Genomic DNA, 17,822 nt, shown 5'->3' with positions numbered 1-17,822 from the left:
TTTTTAAATTGTATCATAAATTTGAAAATTGTGCAACTATTTCAACATATAAATTTCTATAATTAATTATATCCATTTATTCCTCTAACTGACACTTCTCCAGAATAAAGATTTGCAATAACTCCATCCTCAAATTCTACAACCAATTCCCCTTCTTCATTTATATTTACTGCTTTTCCTAATTTTATTTCCCGTCCTTTAATTACTCTAATCTCTCTACCTATTAAAGCAGAGTTTTCTTTACATATATCTATTGCTATAGATATAGTATTATTATCCCTAAATTCTATATAAAATTTCTCAAATTCATTTACAATATTAGCTAATAATTCTTTTCTATCTATTTTTTTCCCTTCACTAATCTTAATTGATGTGCCTTTATCTTTTAAATCTTCAGGTATGTCCTCTTCAGAAAGATTAGCATTTATCCCTATGCCCATGACTACATAATTAATCATATTTAATTCTGCACTCATCTCCGTTAATATACCGCAAATCTTTTTTCCATTTATTAATATATCATTTGGCCATTTTATTTGAGATTTAATATTCATATTTGATAAAGCTTTATGTACTGCTGCTGCACCTAATAATGTTATCTTCGCAACTGTCATCGGTTCACACTTAGGTTTTAGAATTATACTCATCCATATGCCTTTTCCCTTAGGTGATATCCATTGTCTGCCTAATCTGCCCTTTCCACTTATTTGTTCTTCTGCAACTACGACAGTTCCTTCTTTTTCTTCTAAAGCCATTTCCTTTGCTTTTTTATTTGTAGAATTTATTGAATCAAAATAATATATATTTCTCCCTATAAATTCCGTATCCAAATATTTTTTTATCTCTTCATATGTAAGTATATCTGGCAGTGATATAATCTTATAGCCCTTTCTAGGAACAGATTCTATAATATATCCATCTTCCTTCAACATATTCATATATTTCCATATGGCCGCCCTAGTCATATGAAACTCTTTAGATATTTCTTCTCCTGAAATAAAATCATCTTTATTTTTTAAAATTTCTAAAATTTTATTTTTCAATTTATCATCCCTCTTTTATTTATAATCAAGAAATAAAACTCTTATTTTTATCTGTATAGTAAGTATAGATTTAAATCCATTAACTTGTACTAAAACTCAAATTATCCTAACATTAACAAATAGATCTAATTTATAAAAGAGACGAATTATTTCGCCCCTTCTATAAATTATTATTCCTTAGTTAATTTTAATCTTATCAATTATATTTTCAATATGTCTTTCATACTATATAATCCCGGTTCTTTATTAATTATAAATTTAGCTGCTTCTAATGCACCATTGGCAAATACCTTTCTATCATAAGCTTCATGACAAATCTTAATAGACTCTAGTTCATTTATAAAGTCTATTTCATGATATCCAGCTATATTTCCGCCTCTTATGGCATGAACTCCTATTTCACCTTTTTCTCTAGGACATTCTCCAACTCTTCCATATTGATGTTTCCTAATTGAACCTAAGCCTTTTTCTATGGATTCTATTATTGTTACAGCACTACCTGATGGTGCATCTTTTTTTCTATTATGATGAGCCTCTATTACTTCAATATCTACATTATCTCCAAGTATTTCTGCCGTTTTTTCTACCAATGCAAAAAGTAGATTCATACCTAAAGACATATTAGTTGCATAAAGAATTGGTATTGTAGCTGCTGCCTTATTTATATTTTCTAATTGTTCTTTACTATATCCAGTTGTACCTATTATAATAGGTAGATTTCTACTTAATCCAATCTCAAGTACTTTATCTAAAGCAGACTCATGAGTAAAATCTACCAATACATCAAATTCAATATCATCTTTTGGCATGGGAGTATCTTTACATAAACCATAAACATTACTCCAATAAACATCTTTTATCGCTAGTTCTTTAATTATGTTCCCCATCTTTCCTTTTATCCCATTGATTAATAAATTCATATTAACCTCCTAAATAAGATTCAACCTTTTCATCTCTTGAATCAATTTGATTCTATTGTTCTCTTCCATAGATGTAAGAGGAAGTCTTAGTTCATCTTCGATATATTTCATCTCTGCCAAAGCTGCCTTAACTGGTATAGGATTTACTTCAGAGAATAATAAATCTATAAACTTCTTATATTCCAATTGAAGTTCCAATGCTTTAGCCACATTTCCATTCATAAAAGCTTCACACATTTCCTGCATTTCCTTAGGAATTACATTAGATGCAACGGAAATAACTCCATGACCACCACAAGCATATATAGGTACTACTTGGTCATCATTGCCTGAATAAATCATAAAGTCCTCTGGAACCAATCTTTTTATCTCTAAAATTTGTGAAATATTTCCACTAGCTTCCTTAACCCCTATTACATTCTTCACCTTTGACATTGCTACAACTATATCTGGAGGTATATTTACTGCCGTTCTACCAGGTACATTATACAGTATAACTGGTAAAGTTGTAGTATTAGCCACTGCTGTAAAATGTTCTATCATTCCCTTATTTGTACATTTATTATAATAAGGTGTCACAATTAGTATTCCATCAGCACCTAATTCCTCTGCTTGTTTAGTATATTTAACTGCAGTATCAGTACAATTAGAACCAGTACCTACTATAATAGGAATTCTCTTTGCATTTTTATCTATTGCTGATTTAATTACTTCTTCCCTTTCTTCATAGGTTAATGTTGCTGCTTCACCTGTAGTACCTAATACTATTAAAGCCTGAGTTCCATTTTCAATTTGAAACTCAATTAATTTTTCATAAGCTTCTTTATGAAATTTCCCATCCTTAAATGGGGTGACTATGGCAACACCTGCTCCTTTAAACATAATTATCCCTCCACTTTAATATTTTCTATTGCCTCTATAATTTGAACAGCATTAGTAGCTGCTCCTTTTCTAAGATTATCCGCTACTACCCAAAGAGATAGACCCTTAGGATTATAAAGATCCTTTCTTATTCTACCAACATAAGTAAAATCAGTATTTGCTATTTCTCTAGGAGTAGGATATTTATTTATTTCTGGTTCATCTTCTACTATTATACCCTTAAAATCCCCTAATGTTTTCTTGATTTTATCTATCTCTACTTCTTCCTTAAGCTCTAAGTATATGGATTCACTATGACCATAAAAAACTGGAATTCTAACAGCTGTAGGATTAATTTCTATAGTGTCATCCTCAAAAATCTTATGGGTTTCATAAACCATCTTCAATTCTTCTTTTGTAAATCCATTCTCATTAAACACATCTATATGAGGTATACAATTTCCTGCTATCTTTCTTGTATACATCTTATTTGGGTATTCTTCATCTATTAATTGATTTTTTAATTCTTCTATAGCCTTGTACCCACTACCTGATACTGCTTGATAAGTAGATACAACAATCCTTTTTATACCATATTCCCTATATAAAGGAGCTATGGCTACAAGCATTTGAATAGTAGAACAGTTTGGGTTAGCTACTATTCCTCTATATCCCTTTAATACATGTGAGTTTACTTCTGGTACTACTAAAGGTATATCTTTCACCATTCTAAAATGTGATGAATTATCTATTACCATATTACCTGCCTTAGCTGCTATTGGTGCATATTTTTCTGATATACTTCCTCCTGCAGAAAATAATAGATAATCATATTGTTCCTTCATGGCCTCCTCAGTTAAAAGTTCAACTGTAACCTCTCTATTATATTTATCTAATTTTATAGTTTTTCCTGCTGATTTTTCAGATGCAAAAAGTCTTAGTTCTGATATAGGCAAATTCCTTTCCATAATGACTTCAATCATCTTTTGACCTACAGCACCTGTAGCACCTACAATACCAATTACTAAACCCATATTATATCACTCCTATTCTTGGATAAACCATAAATATATTATATCTCCTATAAACTTTCTAAACAATAATTACCTTAATCATTATCATATTGTTATTATATGAGATGACTGTTAAATATTACATTAAATATACTATTTATATAATGATTCTAAAAAAGACCCGTTACTAAATTAAGTATGATAGTATATCAAACTAACTATAGATAGGTCTCTTTTAATTTTTAGCTATTCATTTTTTTCATCATTAATCACTCAATAAATCTTTTAAATCTCCAATTACTTTATAATCAGCAGCTTTTAATTCTTCAATATTTTTCTTACCCAAAAGTAACATCAATATCTTCATTTTATACAAAGTTGCCTCTAAATAATTTCTTGCATTTTCATATCCGCCATGAAGCAGATATGATAGTATCTCTCCTGATATACCTACTATATTTCCGCCAATTACTAATGACTTTACAATATCCATACTAGTCCTTATACCGCCACTAGCAATTAAATTTAAATCCTTAGGCAACTCTCTACATTTAATTAGAGCTAAAGCAGTGGGAATACCCCATGAATAAAGATCAGAAAAATCTATATTATTATATCTAATATCTTCGATTTCAATAAAATTAGTTCCCCCATATCCTGATATATCTATATTTCTAACTCCAACATTATATAATTTTGAAGCAGCTTCCTTTGATATGCCAAAACCAACTTCCTTTACTATAACAGGCTTGTCAACTTTTTCGACAATGACTTCAATATTATCCAAAATTCCTCTAAATTTTCTATCTCCTTCAACCATAACTATTTCTTGAGCAGGATTTAAATGCAATTGTATTGCATCACCCTCTATCATATCTAAAGCCTTTTTTATATCCTCTAATGATGCTTGTGCATTGAGATTGGCTATAACTACACCATCATCTCCAATAGTTTGTCTCACTATTTTAAATGACTCTTTACATTTGTCATCATCATATAATGCTATGGTCTGAGAACCAACAGCCATAGGAATATTAAATTCTTTAGCAAGTAATGACAAATCTCGATTTATTTCCCAGGAAAAGTCAGAACCTCCTGTCATAGCATTGATTATAATTGGATAATCTACAGTTTTCCCTAAAAAAACTGTTTTAGTGTCTATATCTTCAAAATTTAAGTCTGGTAAAGCATTATGTTGTAAAAATACATCTTCTAATAATGTAACACCTTTATAGGTAGTTCTTAGATAGTTCTCCACATGTTCTTTTTTCCTTTTTTCTCTCATATCTTCACCTCTATCTATTGAGTTAATAAATAGTCTTCAAACATTTCTTCTACAATTTTTCTTGTTTCTTCCTTATAATATATCCAATAGTCAACTCCTGAAATTCTCTTACCTTCTCCCGGAATTGTATTTGTTGTCATATTTTGCATATCAATTTTTGTAGCCGATAATGCACCTTTTGCAATAACCTTAAATGGAATATTGGTTTCCACATAATCATAATATGTCTCAATAAACTTTGGTAATTTTACTATATTTTTAGGTGTTAAAGTTTGCTTAATTAATTCCTTCATAAACATTTGCTGTGCTTTTATCCTGCCTATATCCCCTTCTGCATAGCCCTTCCTAAATCTTAAAAAATCATGTGCTTGCTTACCATTTAATGTCTGCAGTCCCTTTTTTAAATCTATATGAAGGGGTGGGATTCCAGGTGTTGTATCATCGTATTTCATTCTTTGCGGTACATCTATTTCTACTCCACCTATTGCATCTACTATTGACATTACAGCTTTATAATCAACCTTTACATAATAATCTATATCTAGGTTAAGGAAATCCCTTAAAGTTTTCATAGTAAGTTCTGGTCCTCCATAGGCATGTGCATGATTGATTTTATCTTCCTTACCCTTTACTAATACCCTTGTATCTCTAGGTATAGATAGTAAACTTATTTCACCTGTTTCAAAATTAACTTTAAAGAGCATCATAGTATCTGTTCTTGTACCCTTTGACTTTTTAACATTTTCAGCATCTACACCCATCATCAGGAATAGAATTTCATCTTTATTTTTTGGATCTGGTTTATTTTCCTCCTTCACTTCTCCACCGATATCATCGTCAGTAGTTGCAAAAGAGTCGCTTTTTGAGAATAATTTTTCACCAACAAAAGTAAAAGTTATGGCGAAAAATATAAAAGATAATACAAATGATAATATAAACTTTTTTTTCATTGTTACACCTCTAGCAATTAAATTATACATTAAATGATACTACATATGTCGACTAATTACAATTAAAAACACAGCAAAATAAAGTTACAATTTAAATACAATAATTTTTTCCACAAAAAAAAAGAGGCTTAAAGCCTCAAAAAAGAAGTGATTCCTTATTTAAAAATGGAACTATCTAATATTAAAACAATAAATGCCCGATTAATGCAATAATTGGCAATGTAACCAAAGTTCTTTCAATAAATATAATAAATAACTCTCCTACATTTACAGGTATCTTAGAACCTAAAATAACAGCACCTACTTCTGAAAGATAAATAAGTTGAGTAACTGATACTCCAGCGATTACAAACTTAGTTAATTCAGATTCTATACTAGCTCCTATTACAGATGGTAAAAACATATCTGCAAAACCTATTATCATAGTTTGACTTGCTTCTGCTGCAAAAGGTATCTGTAACAGCTTTAATATTGGAATAAATGGCATACCTAACCAAGTAAATACTGGTGTAAATTCAGCAAGAATTGTTGCCACAGTTCCGAAAGCCATAATAACAGGCATAACCCCTACCCACATTTCAAGGACATTGTGAAATCCACTTTTAACAAAACCTTTGAAATCTGTGCTATTCTTTGCCTTTTCAACTGCCTGTTCAAGTCCCCAAGTAAAAGGAGTATAGCCTACAGGTACACTTTCCATATTATCTCTACTAATCTCTGTTAGATAATCATCTTTTTTCCATGACAATGGTGGTATACGAGGTACTATAATAGCTGCCACTACCCCTGCAAAAGTAACTGCCAAGTAATAAGGAACAAAAAGTTTTTCTAATCCTACTTCCGCCAATACTACCAACGCAAATGTAATAGATACTGCTGAAAAGGTTGTAGCTATAACTGATGCCTCTCTAGTAGAATAATAGCCTTCCTCATATTGATTATTTGTAAGCAAAACTCCAATGGTTCCATCCCCTAGCCAAGAAGTAATACAGTCTATTGAGGATCTTCCAGGAAGTTTAAATATTGGTCTCATAACTGGTGTAAACATTGACCCTACAAATTCAAGTAATCCAAAATCCAATAATAAAGGAAGCAAAAATGCTGCGAAAAAGAATATAGTAAGTAATGTTGTTAAAAGTCCATGCAATAATAGCCCCCCAGTATTTTCATTCCATATCCAACTAGGTCCAATTTCAAAATATGTCAAAACAGCCAATATCATGCCAACAACTCTAACTGTAAACCAAAATCCATTTACATTAAATAATCCTTTCATTTCTTTAGATTCTTCAATGAAGTTTGGCTTTGCTATTTTATAAATTATAGTCATAATTCCGGTAAATGTAATAAGCAAAGTAATTATAGTTGGTAATGCAGGTTCTAATAATCCAGCAATCCCCTTAGATAATATTGCAACTGGAATCGTATAGTCCCCATTATACTTTAAAGGAATCATAAAGAGCATAATACCTATTAAAGATGGAAGTATGAATCGTGAATAATCTTTGCCAGAATGTTTTTTATTAATATTATCTGACATAAGAGTCCCTCCCTTCATTTTTTATTATATTTTCATCTCTTTCCTTTATCATATTACCATGATATCACGAAATATTGCTAATTACAATAATTAATATGAATATTTGAAATTTTCTTTAATATCTAATAAAAATAAATTGCATATCATATGATTATATAAAAATTTTATTTAAATATCCATTTTAAATATCCATAGTAAAATAATGGCACAATAATTCATCTCGATAATATGTTTCTTACTATAGATATATTTTATTGGATTAAATTTTATTTGTATGGTAGTATATCGAGGGAAATACTATTAAAAATTAAAAAAGGAGAGATGCTATGAAGGATATCATCAGAAAATTACCAGTACCCATTGTAGGTCTAATGCTTGCTTTAGCAGCTGCTGGAAATTTAGTCTTATCTTACGGAGAAATATACAGAAATATCTTTGGTATATTATCAGCAATTATTTTACTTCTAATCCTACTTAAAGTTCTCATGTTTCCAAAAGGAGTTTCTGAAAGTCTAGATAATCCTGTAGTTGCAAGTGTTTTCCCTACTCTTTCTATGGGGATCATGCTTTTATCTACGTATCTTAAACCATTTGCTCCATTATTAGCATTTGGTATGTGGATTGCTGGGCTAATACTACACGCAGTTCTAATTATTTACTTTACTAAAAAGTATATTTTTGATTTTAACATCAAAAAGGTTTTCCCATCTTGGTTTATTGTTTATGTTGGAATAGTAGTTGGATCAGTAACTGCTCCTGCATTTGACAAAGCAAATATTGGACAAGTTCTATTTTGGTTTGGTTTTATATCTTATTTCTTATTATTACCAATAGTTATTAAAAGAGTTACTATCATTAAAGAAATACCTGATCCAGCATTGCCAACTCTTGCAATCTTTGCTGCACCTGTTGCTCTTTGTTTGGCAGGATATATGAATTCATTCCAAAATAAAAATATGATAATTGTATGGTTATTAGTAGCTCTATCACAATTGTCATATTTATATGTACTATCTAAGTTACCAAGTTTGTTGAAATTAAAATTCTATCCATCTTATTCAGCTTTTACATTCCCAATGGTTATTAGTGCAATTTCTATTAAATTAACCAATGGTTTTCTAATTAATGCTGAGAAACCAATTGCTGTTCTAAAATATGTTGTTAAGTTTGAAGAACTAATAGCAGTTTGTATTACATTTTATGTATTAATTAGATATATAAGCTTTCTATTTACTAAAACTGAAAAAGCTAAATAATCTAGTTCTAAAATATCAATATAATGAATTTAAGGAGGTATTTTTCAATGACAAAGGAAGAATTATTGGCAAAGGTTAAAGAAGAAGCAGAGGGATATTTCGCAAGGGGAGAATTTTTCTGTTCAGAAGCAGTAGCTCAAACCATTAACAATCTACTAAACAATCCATATGACAACAATATTGTAAAAATGGCTTCAGGTTTCCCAATAGGCATGGGGAAATCAGGTTGTTTATGCGGTGCAGTAAGTGGTGGGCAAATGGCTCTTGGAATGGCATATGGTAGAGTTCATGGCGAACCTATGAATGAAAAAATGTTCCCTGTTGCTGCAGCTCTACATGATTTTATAAAAGACGAATATGGTGCAACTTGTTGTAGAGTTATTACCAGACAATGGGCAGGAGATAATTTCCAAAGTCCAGAGAGAAGAAAGCATTGTATTGAAATAACTGGAAAAGTTGCAGAATGGGTAGCAAAAAAATTAATTGAAGATGGACAAATAGAAATTGCAGAAGGAGCAGCAGAATAAGAAAGACCACCTAATGGTGGTCTTTCTTATTCTTATGATAATTTCAACTCTAACTTATTTACTTACCTCTAATAAATCCAGTGCTTCATTTATAAAGGATACTATTTTATCTTCTACATTCTTATTTATTATCAATTTATTTTCTTCAATAACATTGAGATATTTACTCATTACAAAAGCAGTAGTTGAATCCTTTACCTTTGCTGTTTTCTTATAACTTTCCAATACCTCATTATATATCTTCTTAGTTTCAGGATCTGCTATTGGTGTATTATCTAATCCTTCTAAATAAATAGCAAATTTATTTTTATAACTTCCTAGCATTTCCTCATGTCTTTGACCTTGTGAATATCTTTCAACATACTTCTCAATCTTTATTATTCTTGCTGCTAGCTCATCGTAAGAGATCCTTAGTCCTGCATCTACTGCTACTGGTTCATTTGAATCAATAGCTCTAATTGCAATATATTCTTTCATTTCATCTGAAACATAATTATTATATTGTTTTAACTTTTCATAATCTACTAATGGATAATAGTTTCCTTCAAGATTAACAAACTTATATTTATTATTTATCAATTTTGTTATTTCATTGCGAAGATTTTCATCTTTTATATCTTTTACCTTATCCTCAGGAAAGAAAAATTCTGTTCCTCCAATTTTAATTAATTCTCCATTGGTATCAGCTTTTAATATAGTATCTGTCACAGAATCTAAGGATTTAGAAAGTACTGTCTCCAATTCTGATACCATTTTATCTCCTTCTATTTGGGAAAGCTTTCCTATATTTTCATCTATAAATGATACTATTTTTTCTGATTCCTTTCCATCTACAACATTATCAAAGTCTGCCATTATCTTTTCTCTGCTCTTTTCATCTTCACCTAAGTTTTCTGTAGGTTCTACCGGTTCCTTAGGTGGCTCAGTTATTGGAGATTTCTTCTTACAAGATGAAAGGGTTACAACTGATAAAATCAAAATAAAAATAATAGCTATATTTATAGACTTCTTCATAACATCACCACTTTCTAATTTTTTTAATTAATCTTATTATACCCAAACTATAACATATGCCAAATAATAAATCGTTACAATTTTATTACAAACACCCTAAATTATTTCTATTTTCCATATTTTATTGTACAATAGTATAGATGTCTATATGAAGGGAGGTCACTATGGAAGCTAAAATATTAAAAAAAGAAAGCTCCATATATAGGGTAAATCTATTTTTTCTTTGTACCATTATATGGTCTATAGTTGTTCAATTCTTACCTATACCAGATAATTCATATCAATATATAGCATTTTTAATACCTATTAGCATTTACTTATTTTTAAATAGAAATGAAATAGATAGGATATTAAAACCAGATATGTTAAACCTTAGCAGTATAATAATCGTATTTATCATATGGCTAGCAACATTACCGCTTATATTTCTCATAGTTGAGTTATATATGTATTTCTTTGGAAATACTTTAGTTGATTTAGTTAGCCAAGATGCCCATGAATCTTTTATTTTAAATATATTTTTTACTGCTGTTACTCCTGCAATCTTAGAAGAAATTTTGATGAGAGGAATTATATTAGATGGGTACAGAAATAAATCCAGAATAGTAGCAGCTTTAATGAATGGTTTTATGTTTGGTATGCTGCATTTAAATTCTTTTCAATTTTTTCATACATTTATAGCTGGATTTGTAGCATCTCTTGTGGTATTTGCCACTAATTCCATATTCGCAGGTATCTTTATCCATATGATAAATAATGGTCTGCCTATTATACTAAATTACCTATATCCAGTTAATCCAGATATGGTATATGAAAATAGTACAAATTTCTTATTGCTTACATCCTACGCTTTATTAGGTATCATATTTGTTTTTAAGTTAATTAATCTATTATTTAAATTAAACCATATTCCTTTCAAAGAAAATAAGGAATTATCCAAGGAAAGAATTTTCAATTTACCTTTATTTATATCTATAATTATTTTTATAGGATTTAGCGCTATAATAATTTTATCAATATATGAATTAATTTAGTATTATATTATTAAATAAGCTGTAAATAATTAGTCCATGATTTTTATTAAAAATTAGTTATAAATATCCATGGCAGATGAAAAAGAACTATCTCAAAGTTTTGTTTTGAAATAGTTCTTTTAGATTATTTAATGTCTTTATGACATCTTTATTAATTGTTTTCTAGCCTTTAGCCTATAATATATAGCATTGTTTTAACTACGCGTATAAGGCTAGTCTATGATTTACATATAGGTTTTTAATTCTACCTTTTTTATTTCCTAAAGCATTTAACATGTAAATTTGTTTTGATTTATCATATAAATCGAATATTTCTTTATATTTATTATTATTTTTATATACTTTCCAATACCCGCTAAATAAACATTCATCTCCATTGATAAATCCAACTACATCCTCATAAGGTATGCCTAAAAATATACCACTTTCGTGAGGAAACTTACCATTCACTACTCTTCTTTTTAGACAATTTAAGCATCTTTCTAATTTAAAATTATGGTTATACCCAAATTCACATAATAGCTTATGATTTTTCTGTAATTCCAAATGTTGGGTAAGATTAAATCTATCATAGACCAACAAAATAATTCCTTCTTTTGTTTCTTGAAGAACCATAGACTCTAGATTATATTGTTTCAATATATTGCTGCCACTTTCATTCCAAAAGCTATAAAGCTTCCTTCTGCAATTTTTTAATGTTATTGTAGAAGCCGGCTTAATTCCTGTAATAACTGGCGACAGCATATATCCAATAAATTTTTCTGCATAATCATTTTCATTTAATAATTCAATTTCTTTCAAAAAACTCATTAATAAATTGTCAGCCATAGATCTCTTATCCTATAATATTTCTACCATAATTTATACACTTATCTGCTTCTTCTCCTTCTGGGAATAAGTTAGCTATACAGCCTTCTTCAAATACTTTAGCTCCGTAGGAATTCATTCTTTCAACCCAATTTCTCATCCATTCACCATCACCCCAATCATAAGAACCAAATAATCCAACTGTCTTATCCTTTACAACATCCTTTATAGATTCTACAAAAGGCTCCATCTCGTCTTCTTCAATAGACTCACTTCCCATTGAAGGTGAGCCAAGTAGCAGGATATCAGCCTCCTCTACATCTTGTAATTTTGCATTTGCAACAGGGATTAATTTTACATCAGAATCCTTTTCTTTTGCTCCCTTAGCTATTAAATTAGCCATCTCCTCTGTATTACCTGTTCCTGTCCAATATATTATAGATACTTTTTTCATATTATACCTTCCTTTCATAATAATTAGTCATAGCTAAAATGTTTTTACATATTTAACTTTATTTGAATTTATGTGTTTTTATAGTTTCACATCCGCTACAAGATCCGCATCCAGGGCATCCACCCTTTTTTTTATTTCTTATAATACTCCTTATGGCGAAAAATAAACTTACAATAATTAATCCAATAATAATATAATTTATCATAATTATTATCTCCTTTACTTAGAAGCAACTGCCTTTTCCCTTCGACTACTACTAAATTGGTTCACTATTCCTATAATTATTGCAATAACTAGCAAAGCTCCAAATACCATTAATACTATATCTCCATTTACTATTGCTCCCTCAGAAGCCTCTTCCATAGCTCCTATATCCAATACTACTGGAGTAGTTGCAGCAGTTCCCTTAAATATAATTCCTCCTACAACATTAACTATCAGTGCTGATATATAGGCAAGTCCTGTTTGATATCCTATAGCAAGCAATGTTAATTTCCAGCTTCCAAACTCTCTTTTCATAGCTCCTATAGCAGCAAAACAAGGTGCCGCAAAAATAGTAAATACTATAAAAGCAAATGCCGTAACTTGTGTAAATTCAATTGGTACTACTGATCCTACGGATGCAAATGTAGCTACTACTACTTCCTTAGCAACAAGACCAGTAAATGTTGCAACAGCAGGTGCCCAAGAATCTCCAAATCCAAGAGGTACAAATATCCATCTAATACCTTCTCCGATTTTTGCTAACATACTTCTCTCTATCATTTCACCTTCTAAATATTCAAATGAAAAGCTAAATGATTGAAGTACCCATATAGCTACACATGCCACAAATATTATTGATCCAGCCTTTTTAATAAATGATTTTGCTTTCTCCCACATATGAATTGCTACACCCTTAATCCTTGGTAGCTTATATGTTGGAAGTTCCATTACAAATGGTGCTGGTTCTCCAGCAAAAAACTTAGTTTTCTTAAGTAGTATTCCAGATACAATAACTGCCATTATTGAAATTATATAGATAGAAGGTCCTACCCAAGTTTGTTCCTTGAACATCATGGCTATAAACATTGCAAATACAGGTAGTTTAGCACCACATGGTATAAATGGTGTTAAAAGGATAGTCATTTTTCTATCTTTTTCGTTCTCAATTGTCCTACTTGCCATGATACCTGGTATGGAACAACCTGTACCAATTAACATTGGAATAAATGATTTCCCTGAAAGACCAAATTTCCTGAAAATCCTATCCATAATAAATGCAATTCTAGCCATATATCCACTGTCTTCTAAAAGTGATAAAAAGAAGAATAATATCATTAACTGCGGTACATACGTGAATATAGCCCCTATACTTGCAATTATTCCATTACCTATAAGATCAGCTATCCAATCAGCTGCTCCAGCATTCTCTAAAAAACTAATAGATGACTCTTGCATAGCTTCAGTAAAAGACTCTATATATCCTATTGTCCAATCTCCAACTGTAGATATAGACACGTAATAAATAAACCAAAGTATTCCAAAGAAAATTGGCAGCGCCAACCACTTATTAGTTACTATTGAATCTATTTTATCTGATGTAGTCGCATGTCTTTGTTTTCTTTTATAACATTTAGAAATAGTTCTTTCTATATAACTATATCTTTCCCCAGTAACTATACTTTCTATATCATCATCAAATTCATTTTCACATTTATTTACTATTCTTTTTATCTCATTTAAAATACTTCCATCTAAATTTAACTTCTCTAAGATTTTTTCATCTTGCTCAAATAATTTCACTGCATACCAATATGCTCTTTCTCTATCTGCCACCTTATTTTCTATTAATTCCAGTATTCTATCTATTGAATTCTGAACTCTTTTATCAAATTTATGTAATGGTTTTATGCTTGAGCCATTAGCTGCCATTTCCATTGCTATATTTATTAATTCATCTAATCCTTTCCCACTAATAGCTGAAGTCTCTACCACTGCACAGCCTAATTCTTTAGATAATTTTGCTGTATCTATTTTATCTCCGTACTTATCTACAATATCCATCATATTCAATGCTACTACTGTAGGTATACCTATTTCTACAATTTGAGTTGTAAGATATAAGTTACGTTCCATATTAGAAGCATCTACTATATTTATTATTGCATCTGGTTTCTCATCTATTAAATAATTTCTAGTAATAACTTCTTCTAGTGTATATGGAGATAATGAATATATACCAGGCAAGTCAATGATTTTTACTTCCTTATGCTTCTTTAATTTTCCTTCTTTCTTTTCTACAGTAACCCCAGGCCAGTTTCCAACATACTGTTGAGAACCTGTTAGTTCATTAAACATAGTTGTTTTACCACTATTGGGATTACCAGCTAATGCAATTTTCATATCCAAATCTTTCCCTCCTATATTTAAATTTCTTACTTCATCATTCGATGAATATTTTACTCGCATCAAACTTTCTCAAGGATAATTCATATCCCCTTACAGTTATTTCAATTGGATCGCCTAAAGGAGCAATTTTACGAATATAGACTTTCGTTCCCTTTGTAATTCCCATGTCCATAATTCTCCTTCTTACAGCTCCCTCACCTTCCAATTTTATTACTGTTACATTCTCTCCTGGAAGAGCATTTTCAAGTGTCTTCATTTCTATATCCTCCTTTTAAACCATAATTCTACTAGCCATTTGACTATCAATAGCTACTCTAGTGCCTTTAACATTGACAATCAGATTTCCCCGGAATTCAGATATCACCGTTACATCCTCTCCAATTACAAACCCTAAAGTACCTAAAAATCTCTTAGTATCATCCTTTCCATTTATTTTTTTAATTGCTGCTATTTCACCTTTATTAACAAATGTAAGAGGAAGCATAACCCATCTCCTTCCTTGTTTATTATAATTATCAATAATGATAATCATTATCAATTGGTATTCAAAAAAAATTTAACTTGCATTACTTTTTAATTTTATCAATGTTTCTTCAAGAGAATTCCTACTACTCGTATAACATCTCAATATAGGTATGCTCTTTCTTTTTGCCTCTTTCGTTGCAGTAAGTACCATCTTATGGGAAACTGTACTTATAAACAGAACAATGGCATCTGGTTTTCCGATACTTTTATTAAATCTTGATGGCATTTGTGTAAAAATTTTCATTTTGTATCCGTGCTTGTTGCCAACTTCTTTATATTCATCATGCATTCTGTCATGCCCACCTACTAAAACTATAGACATTATGTACCGTTATAAAGATATAATGATCTCTTAACGGGTTCCCTCCTTTCATATAAAATTATATTATTGATCAGTACGTTTATATATTAATTAAATCAAGACCACCGATATTGATAATCATTATCAGTGCTTGCTTTTAAAAAAATACTAGCGAGTAGTATATAAATTACAGTTGACTTTGTATAGTATATTATCAAACTAATTATTAAATGTCAATAAAAAATTCATACTAAATTACTATGAATTTTAAAAGCCCCCAAATTGGGGGCTTTTAATTATGCTGGAACACAAATCATCTTTCCTACTATAAAATCTGCTGGAGTTAAATTCGAATTCATCATCATTAATGCGGAAACAGAGATATTAAACCTCTGAGCTAATGCTACTACTGCTGCTCCACTTGATGGAATATCTGCATTAACTATAGTATACTTCCTAGTTCCCGTGGGACAAGGACAGCCCATATCTCTATGTGGCATTATACAAATCCTTTGACCTGGCATTAAGCTATCCCAGTTTACATTTGGATTAGCTGTCATAAGGTCCATTACAGATATATTAAATCTTAATAATATAGCTGATAAATTATCATTTGGCCTGATTTCGTATATTGTTCCTCCCGGACAAATAACAGGTGTTTCTCCTTTAGGAATACAAATTAATTGTCCTACCTGAAGATTATTTGGATCAACTCCTGGATTAGCTGCTATTAATGTGGCCAAAGGTATATTGAACATAGATGCAATACTATATAAAGTATCTCCTAGTCTAACTGTATAATATACTCCATCACATGGCGGGCATGGCGGGGTCGGAGTACTTGGTATACATATTACCTGACCTACTTGTAAATTATTTGGATCTATTCCTGGGTTTGCTCTTAATATAGCTTCTACTGTTGTATTAAATCTATTTGCTAAGTTAAATAATGTATCTCCTGATCTTATTGTATAAGCAAATGTGCCTGTTGGGCATGTTGGTGGGGTCGGAGTACTTGGTATACATATTACCTGACCTACTTGTAAATTATTTGGATCTATTCCTGGGTTTGCTCTTAATATAGCTTCTACTGTTGTATTAAATCTATTTGCTAAGTTAAATAATGTATCTCCTGATCTTATTGTATAAGCAAATGTGCCTGTTGGGCATGTTGGTGGGGTCGGAGTACTTGGTATACATATTACCTGACCTACTTGTAAATTATTTGGATCTATTCCTGGGTTTGCTCTTAATATAGCTTCTACTGTTGTATTAAATCTATTTGCTAAGTTAAATAATGTATCTCCTGATCTTATTGTATAAGCAAATGTGCCTGTTGGGCATGTTGGTGGGGTCGGAGTACTTGGTATACATATTACCTGACCTACTTGTAAATTATTTGGATCTATTCCTGGGTTTGCTCTTAATATAGCTTCTACTGTTGTATTAAATCTATTTGCTAAGTTAAATAATGTATCTCCTGATCTTATTGTATAAGCAAATGTGCCTGTTGGGCATGTTGGTGGGGTCGGAGTACTTGGTATACATATTACCTGACCTACTTGTAAATTATTTGGATCTATTCCTGGGTTTGCTCTTAATATAGCTTCTACTGTTGTATTAAATCTATTTGCTAAGTTAAATAATGTATCTCCTGATCTTATTGTATAAGCAAATGTGCCTGTTGGGCATGTTGGTGGGGTCGGAGTACTTGGTATACATATTACCTGACCTACTTGTAAATTATTTGGATCTATTCCTGGGTTTGCTCTTAATATAGCTTCTACTGTTGTATTAAATCTATTTGCTAAGTTAAATAATGTATCTCCTGATCTTATTGTATAAGCAAATGTGCCTGTTGGGCATGTTGGTGGGGTCGGAGTACTTGGTATACATATTAC

At 30.6% G+C, this 17,822-nt stretch carries 19 protein-coding genes; 3 read left to right on the top strand and 16 right to left on the bottom strand.

Annotated features, from left to right (window positions below):
* Nucleotides 1–62: 62 nt before the first annotated feature.
* The 7 genes from ABWP20_RS10530 to ABWP20_RS10500 form a co-directional block, all read right to left on the bottom strand.
* Nucleotides 63–1,043, bottom strand: coding sequence for a biotin--[acetyl-CoA-carboxylase] ligase (locus tag ABWP20_RS10530; RefSeq protein WP_353095758.1), 981 nt, complete (start codon nt 1,041–1,043; stop codon nt 63–65).
* 200 nt (nt 1,044–1,243) lie between these two features.
* Nucleotides 1,244–1,963, bottom strand: coding sequence for a 4-hydroxy-tetrahydrodipicolinate reductase (gene dapB, locus ABWP20_RS10525; RefSeq protein WP_353095757.1), 720 nt, complete (start codon nt 1,961–1,963; stop codon nt 1,244–1,246).
* A gap of 9 nt (nt 1,964–1,972) precedes the next feature.
* Entirely contained in the window at nt 1,973–2,845 is an 873-nt protein-coding gene (dapA, locus tag ABWP20_RS10520) for a 4-hydroxy-tetrahydrodipicolinate synthase (protein ID WP_353095756.1), read from the bottom strand.
* Between the two features lie 2 nt (nt 2,846–2,847).
* Complete coding sequence (locus tag ABWP20_RS10515) at nt 2,848–3,858, bottom strand: aspartate-semialdehyde dehydrogenase (RefSeq protein ID WP_353095755.1); 1,011 nt, start codon at nt 3,856–3,858, stop codon at nt 2,848–2,850.
* Nucleotides 3,859–4,102: 244 nt separating this feature from the next.
* Nucleotides 4,103–5,122 carry a type 2 isopentenyl-diphosphate Delta-isomerase gene (gene fni, locus ABWP20_RS10510; RefSeq protein WP_353095754.1) on the bottom strand — a complete coding sequence of 340 codons (1,020 nt, stop codon included), beginning with the start codon at nt 5,120–5,122 and terminating at the stop codon, nt 4,103–4,105.
* Nucleotides 5,123–5,136: 14 nt separating this feature from the next.
* A complete protein-coding gene (locus ABWP20_RS10505; protein WP_353095753.1) occupies nt 5,137–6,072 on the bottom strand; it encodes an LCP family protein in 936 nt (311 codons plus the stop codon).
* Between the two features lie 181 nt (nt 6,073–6,253).
* Complete coding sequence (locus ABWP20_RS10500; protein ID WP_353095752.1) at nt 6,254–7,612, bottom strand: YjiH family protein; 1,359 nt, start codon at nt 7,610–7,612, stop codon at nt 6,254–6,256.
* Nucleotides 7,613–7,938: 326 nt separating this feature from the next.
* Between ABWP20_RS10500 and ABWP20_RS10495 the strand changes: the two genes are divergently transcribed.
* Together ABWP20_RS10495 and ABWP20_RS10490 are read left to right on the top strand one after the other, a co-directional pair.
* Nucleotides 7,939–8,868, top strand: a complete 930-nt coding sequence (locus tag ABWP20_RS10495; protein ID WP_353095751.1) for a TDT family transporter — start codon at nt 7,939–7,941, stop codon at nt 8,866–8,868.
* 47 nt (nt 8,869–8,915) lie between these two features.
* Nucleotides 8,916–9,395, top strand: coding sequence for a C-GCAxxG-C-C family protein (locus ABWP20_RS10490; protein WP_353095750.1), 480 nt, complete (start codon nt 8,916–8,918; stop codon nt 9,393–9,395).
* Nucleotides 9,396–9,449: 54 nt separating this feature from the next.
* On the opposite strand, the gene ABWP20_RS10485 is transcribed toward ABWP20_RS10490, so the two are convergent.
* The gene (locus ABWP20_RS10485) at nt 9,450–10,409 is read right to left on the bottom strand and encodes a hypothetical protein (protein ID WP_353095749.1); all 960 of its coding nucleotides are present in this window, start codon (nt 10,407–10,409) and stop codon (nt 9,450–9,452) included.
* A gap of 164 nt (nt 10,410–10,573) precedes the next feature.
* Here ABWP20_RS10485 and ABWP20_RS10480 point away from each other — a divergent pair, with 164 nt between their 5' ends.
* A complete protein-coding gene (locus tag ABWP20_RS10480; RefSeq protein ID WP_353095748.1) occupies nt 10,574–11,443 on the top strand; it encodes a CPBP family intramembrane glutamic endopeptidase in 870 nt (289 codons plus the stop codon).
* 198 nt (nt 11,444–11,641) lie between these two features.
* On the opposite strand, the gene ABWP20_RS10475 is transcribed toward ABWP20_RS10480, so the two are convergent.
* The 8 genes from ABWP20_RS10475 to ABWP20_RS10440 form a co-directional block, all read right to left on the bottom strand.
* Complete coding sequence (locus ABWP20_RS10475; protein ID WP_353095747.1) at nt 11,642–12,271, bottom strand: DUF3793 family protein; 630 nt, start codon at nt 12,269–12,271, stop codon at nt 11,642–11,644.
* Between the two features lie 7 nt (nt 12,272–12,278).
* Entirely contained in the window at nt 12,279–12,704 is a 426-nt protein-coding gene (locus ABWP20_RS10470) for a flavodoxin (RefSeq protein WP_353095746.1), read from the bottom strand.
* 58 nt (nt 12,705–12,762) lie between these two features.
* Nucleotides 12,763–12,909, bottom strand: a complete 147-nt coding sequence (locus ABWP20_RS10465; protein WP_353095745.1) for a FeoB-associated Cys-rich membrane protein — start codon at nt 12,907–12,909, stop codon at nt 12,763–12,765.
* Between the two features lie 14 nt (nt 12,910–12,923).
* Nucleotides 12,924–15,089, bottom strand: coding sequence for a ferrous iron transport protein B (gene feoB / locus ABWP20_RS10460; protein WP_353095798.1), 2,166 nt, complete (start codon nt 15,087–15,089; stop codon nt 12,924–12,926).
* 40 nt (nt 15,090–15,129) lie between these two features.
* On the bottom strand, nt 15,130–15,351 hold the full coding sequence (locus tag ABWP20_RS10455) for a FeoA family protein (protein ID WP_353095744.1): 222 nt from the start codon (nt 15,349–15,351) through the stop codon (nt 15,130–15,132).
* Between the two features lie 15 nt (nt 15,352–15,366).
* A complete protein-coding gene (locus ABWP20_RS10450; RefSeq protein ID WP_353095743.1) occupies nt 15,367–15,579 on the bottom strand; it encodes a FeoA family protein in 213 nt (70 codons plus the stop codon).
* Nucleotides 15,580–15,651: 72 nt separating this feature from the next.
* On the bottom strand, nt 15,652–15,942 hold the full coding sequence (locus ABWP20_RS10445; RefSeq protein ID WP_353095742.1) for a DUF2325 domain-containing protein: 291 nt from the start codon (nt 15,940–15,942) through the stop codon (nt 15,652–15,654).
* A 275-nt stretch (nt 15,943–16,217) separates the two neighbouring features.
* On the bottom strand, nt 16,218–17,822 hold a 1,605-nt coding region (locus tag ABWP20_RS10440; RefSeq protein ID WP_353095741.1), incomplete at its 5' end, for a LysM peptidoglycan-binding domain-containing protein.

Source organism: Tissierella praeacuta (assembly GCF_040396155.1).
Lineage (GTDB): Bacteria > Bacillota > Clostridia > Tissierellales > Tissierellaceae > Tissierella > Tissierella praeacuta_A.
This window is presented reverse-complemented; position numbering and strand designations above follow the sequence as displayed.

Coding starts and splice junctions, on each gene's coding strand:
- ABWP20_RS10490 (WP_353095750.1), top strand. CDS start 8,916: ATGACAAAGGAAGAATTATTGGCAAAGGTTAAAGAAGAAGCAGAGGGA.
- ABWP20_RS10450 (WP_353095743.1), bottom strand. CDS start 15,579: ATGCTTCCTCTTACATTTGTTAATAAAGGTGAAATAGCAGCAATTAAA.
- ABWP20_RS10505 (WP_353095753.1), bottom strand. CDS start 6,072: ATGAAAAAAAAGTTTATATTATCATTTGTATTATCTTTTATATTTTTC.
- ABWP20_RS10445 (WP_353095742.1), bottom strand. CDS start 15,942: ATGTCTATAGTTTTAGTAGGTGGGCATGACAGAATGCATGATGAATAT.
- fni (WP_353095754.1), bottom strand. CDS start 5,122: ATGAGAGAAAAAAGGAAAAAAGAACATGTGGAGAACTATCTAAGAACT.
- ABWP20_RS10455 (WP_353095744.1), bottom strand. CDS start 15,351: ATGAAGACACTTGAAAATGCTCTTCCAGGAGAGAATGTAACAGTAATA.
- ABWP20_RS10485 (WP_353095749.1), bottom strand. CDS start 10,409: ATGAAGAAGTCTATAAATATAGCTATTATTTTTATTTTGATTTTATCA.
- ABWP20_RS10500 (WP_353095752.1), bottom strand. CDS start 7,612: ATGTCAGATAATATTAATAAAAAACATTCTGGCAAAGATTATTCACGA.
- dapA (WP_353095756.1), bottom strand. CDS start 2,845: ATGTTTAAAGGAGCAGGTGTTGCCATAGTCACCCCATTTAAGGATGGG.
- ABWP20_RS10515 (WP_353095755.1), bottom strand. CDS start 3,858: ATGGGTTTAGTAATTGGTATTGTAGGTGCTACAGGTGCTGTAGGTCAA.
- ABWP20_RS10470 (WP_353095746.1), bottom strand. CDS start 12,704: ATGAAAAAAGTATCTATAATATATTGGACAGGAACAGGTAATACAGAG.
- ABWP20_RS10465 (WP_353095745.1), bottom strand. CDS start 12,909: ATGATAAATTATATTATTATTGGATTAATTATTGTAAGTTTATTTTTC.
- ABWP20_RS10495 (WP_353095751.1), top strand. CDS start 7,939: ATGAAGGATATCATCAGAAAATTACCAGTACCCATTGTAGGTCTAATG.
- feoB (WP_353095798.1), bottom strand. CDS start 15,089: ATGAAAATTGCATTAGCTGGTAATCCCAATAGTGGTAAAACAACTATG.
- ABWP20_RS10480 (WP_353095748.1), top strand. CDS start 10,574: ATGGAAGCTAAAATATTAAAAAAAGAAAGCTCCATATATAGGGTAAAT.
- dapB (WP_353095757.1), bottom strand. CDS start 1,963: ATGAATTTATTAATCAATGGGATAAAAGGAAAGATGGGGAACATAATT.
- ABWP20_RS10475 (WP_353095747.1), bottom strand. CDS start 12,271: ATGGCTGACAATTTATTAATGAGTTTTTTGAAAGAAATTGAATTATTA.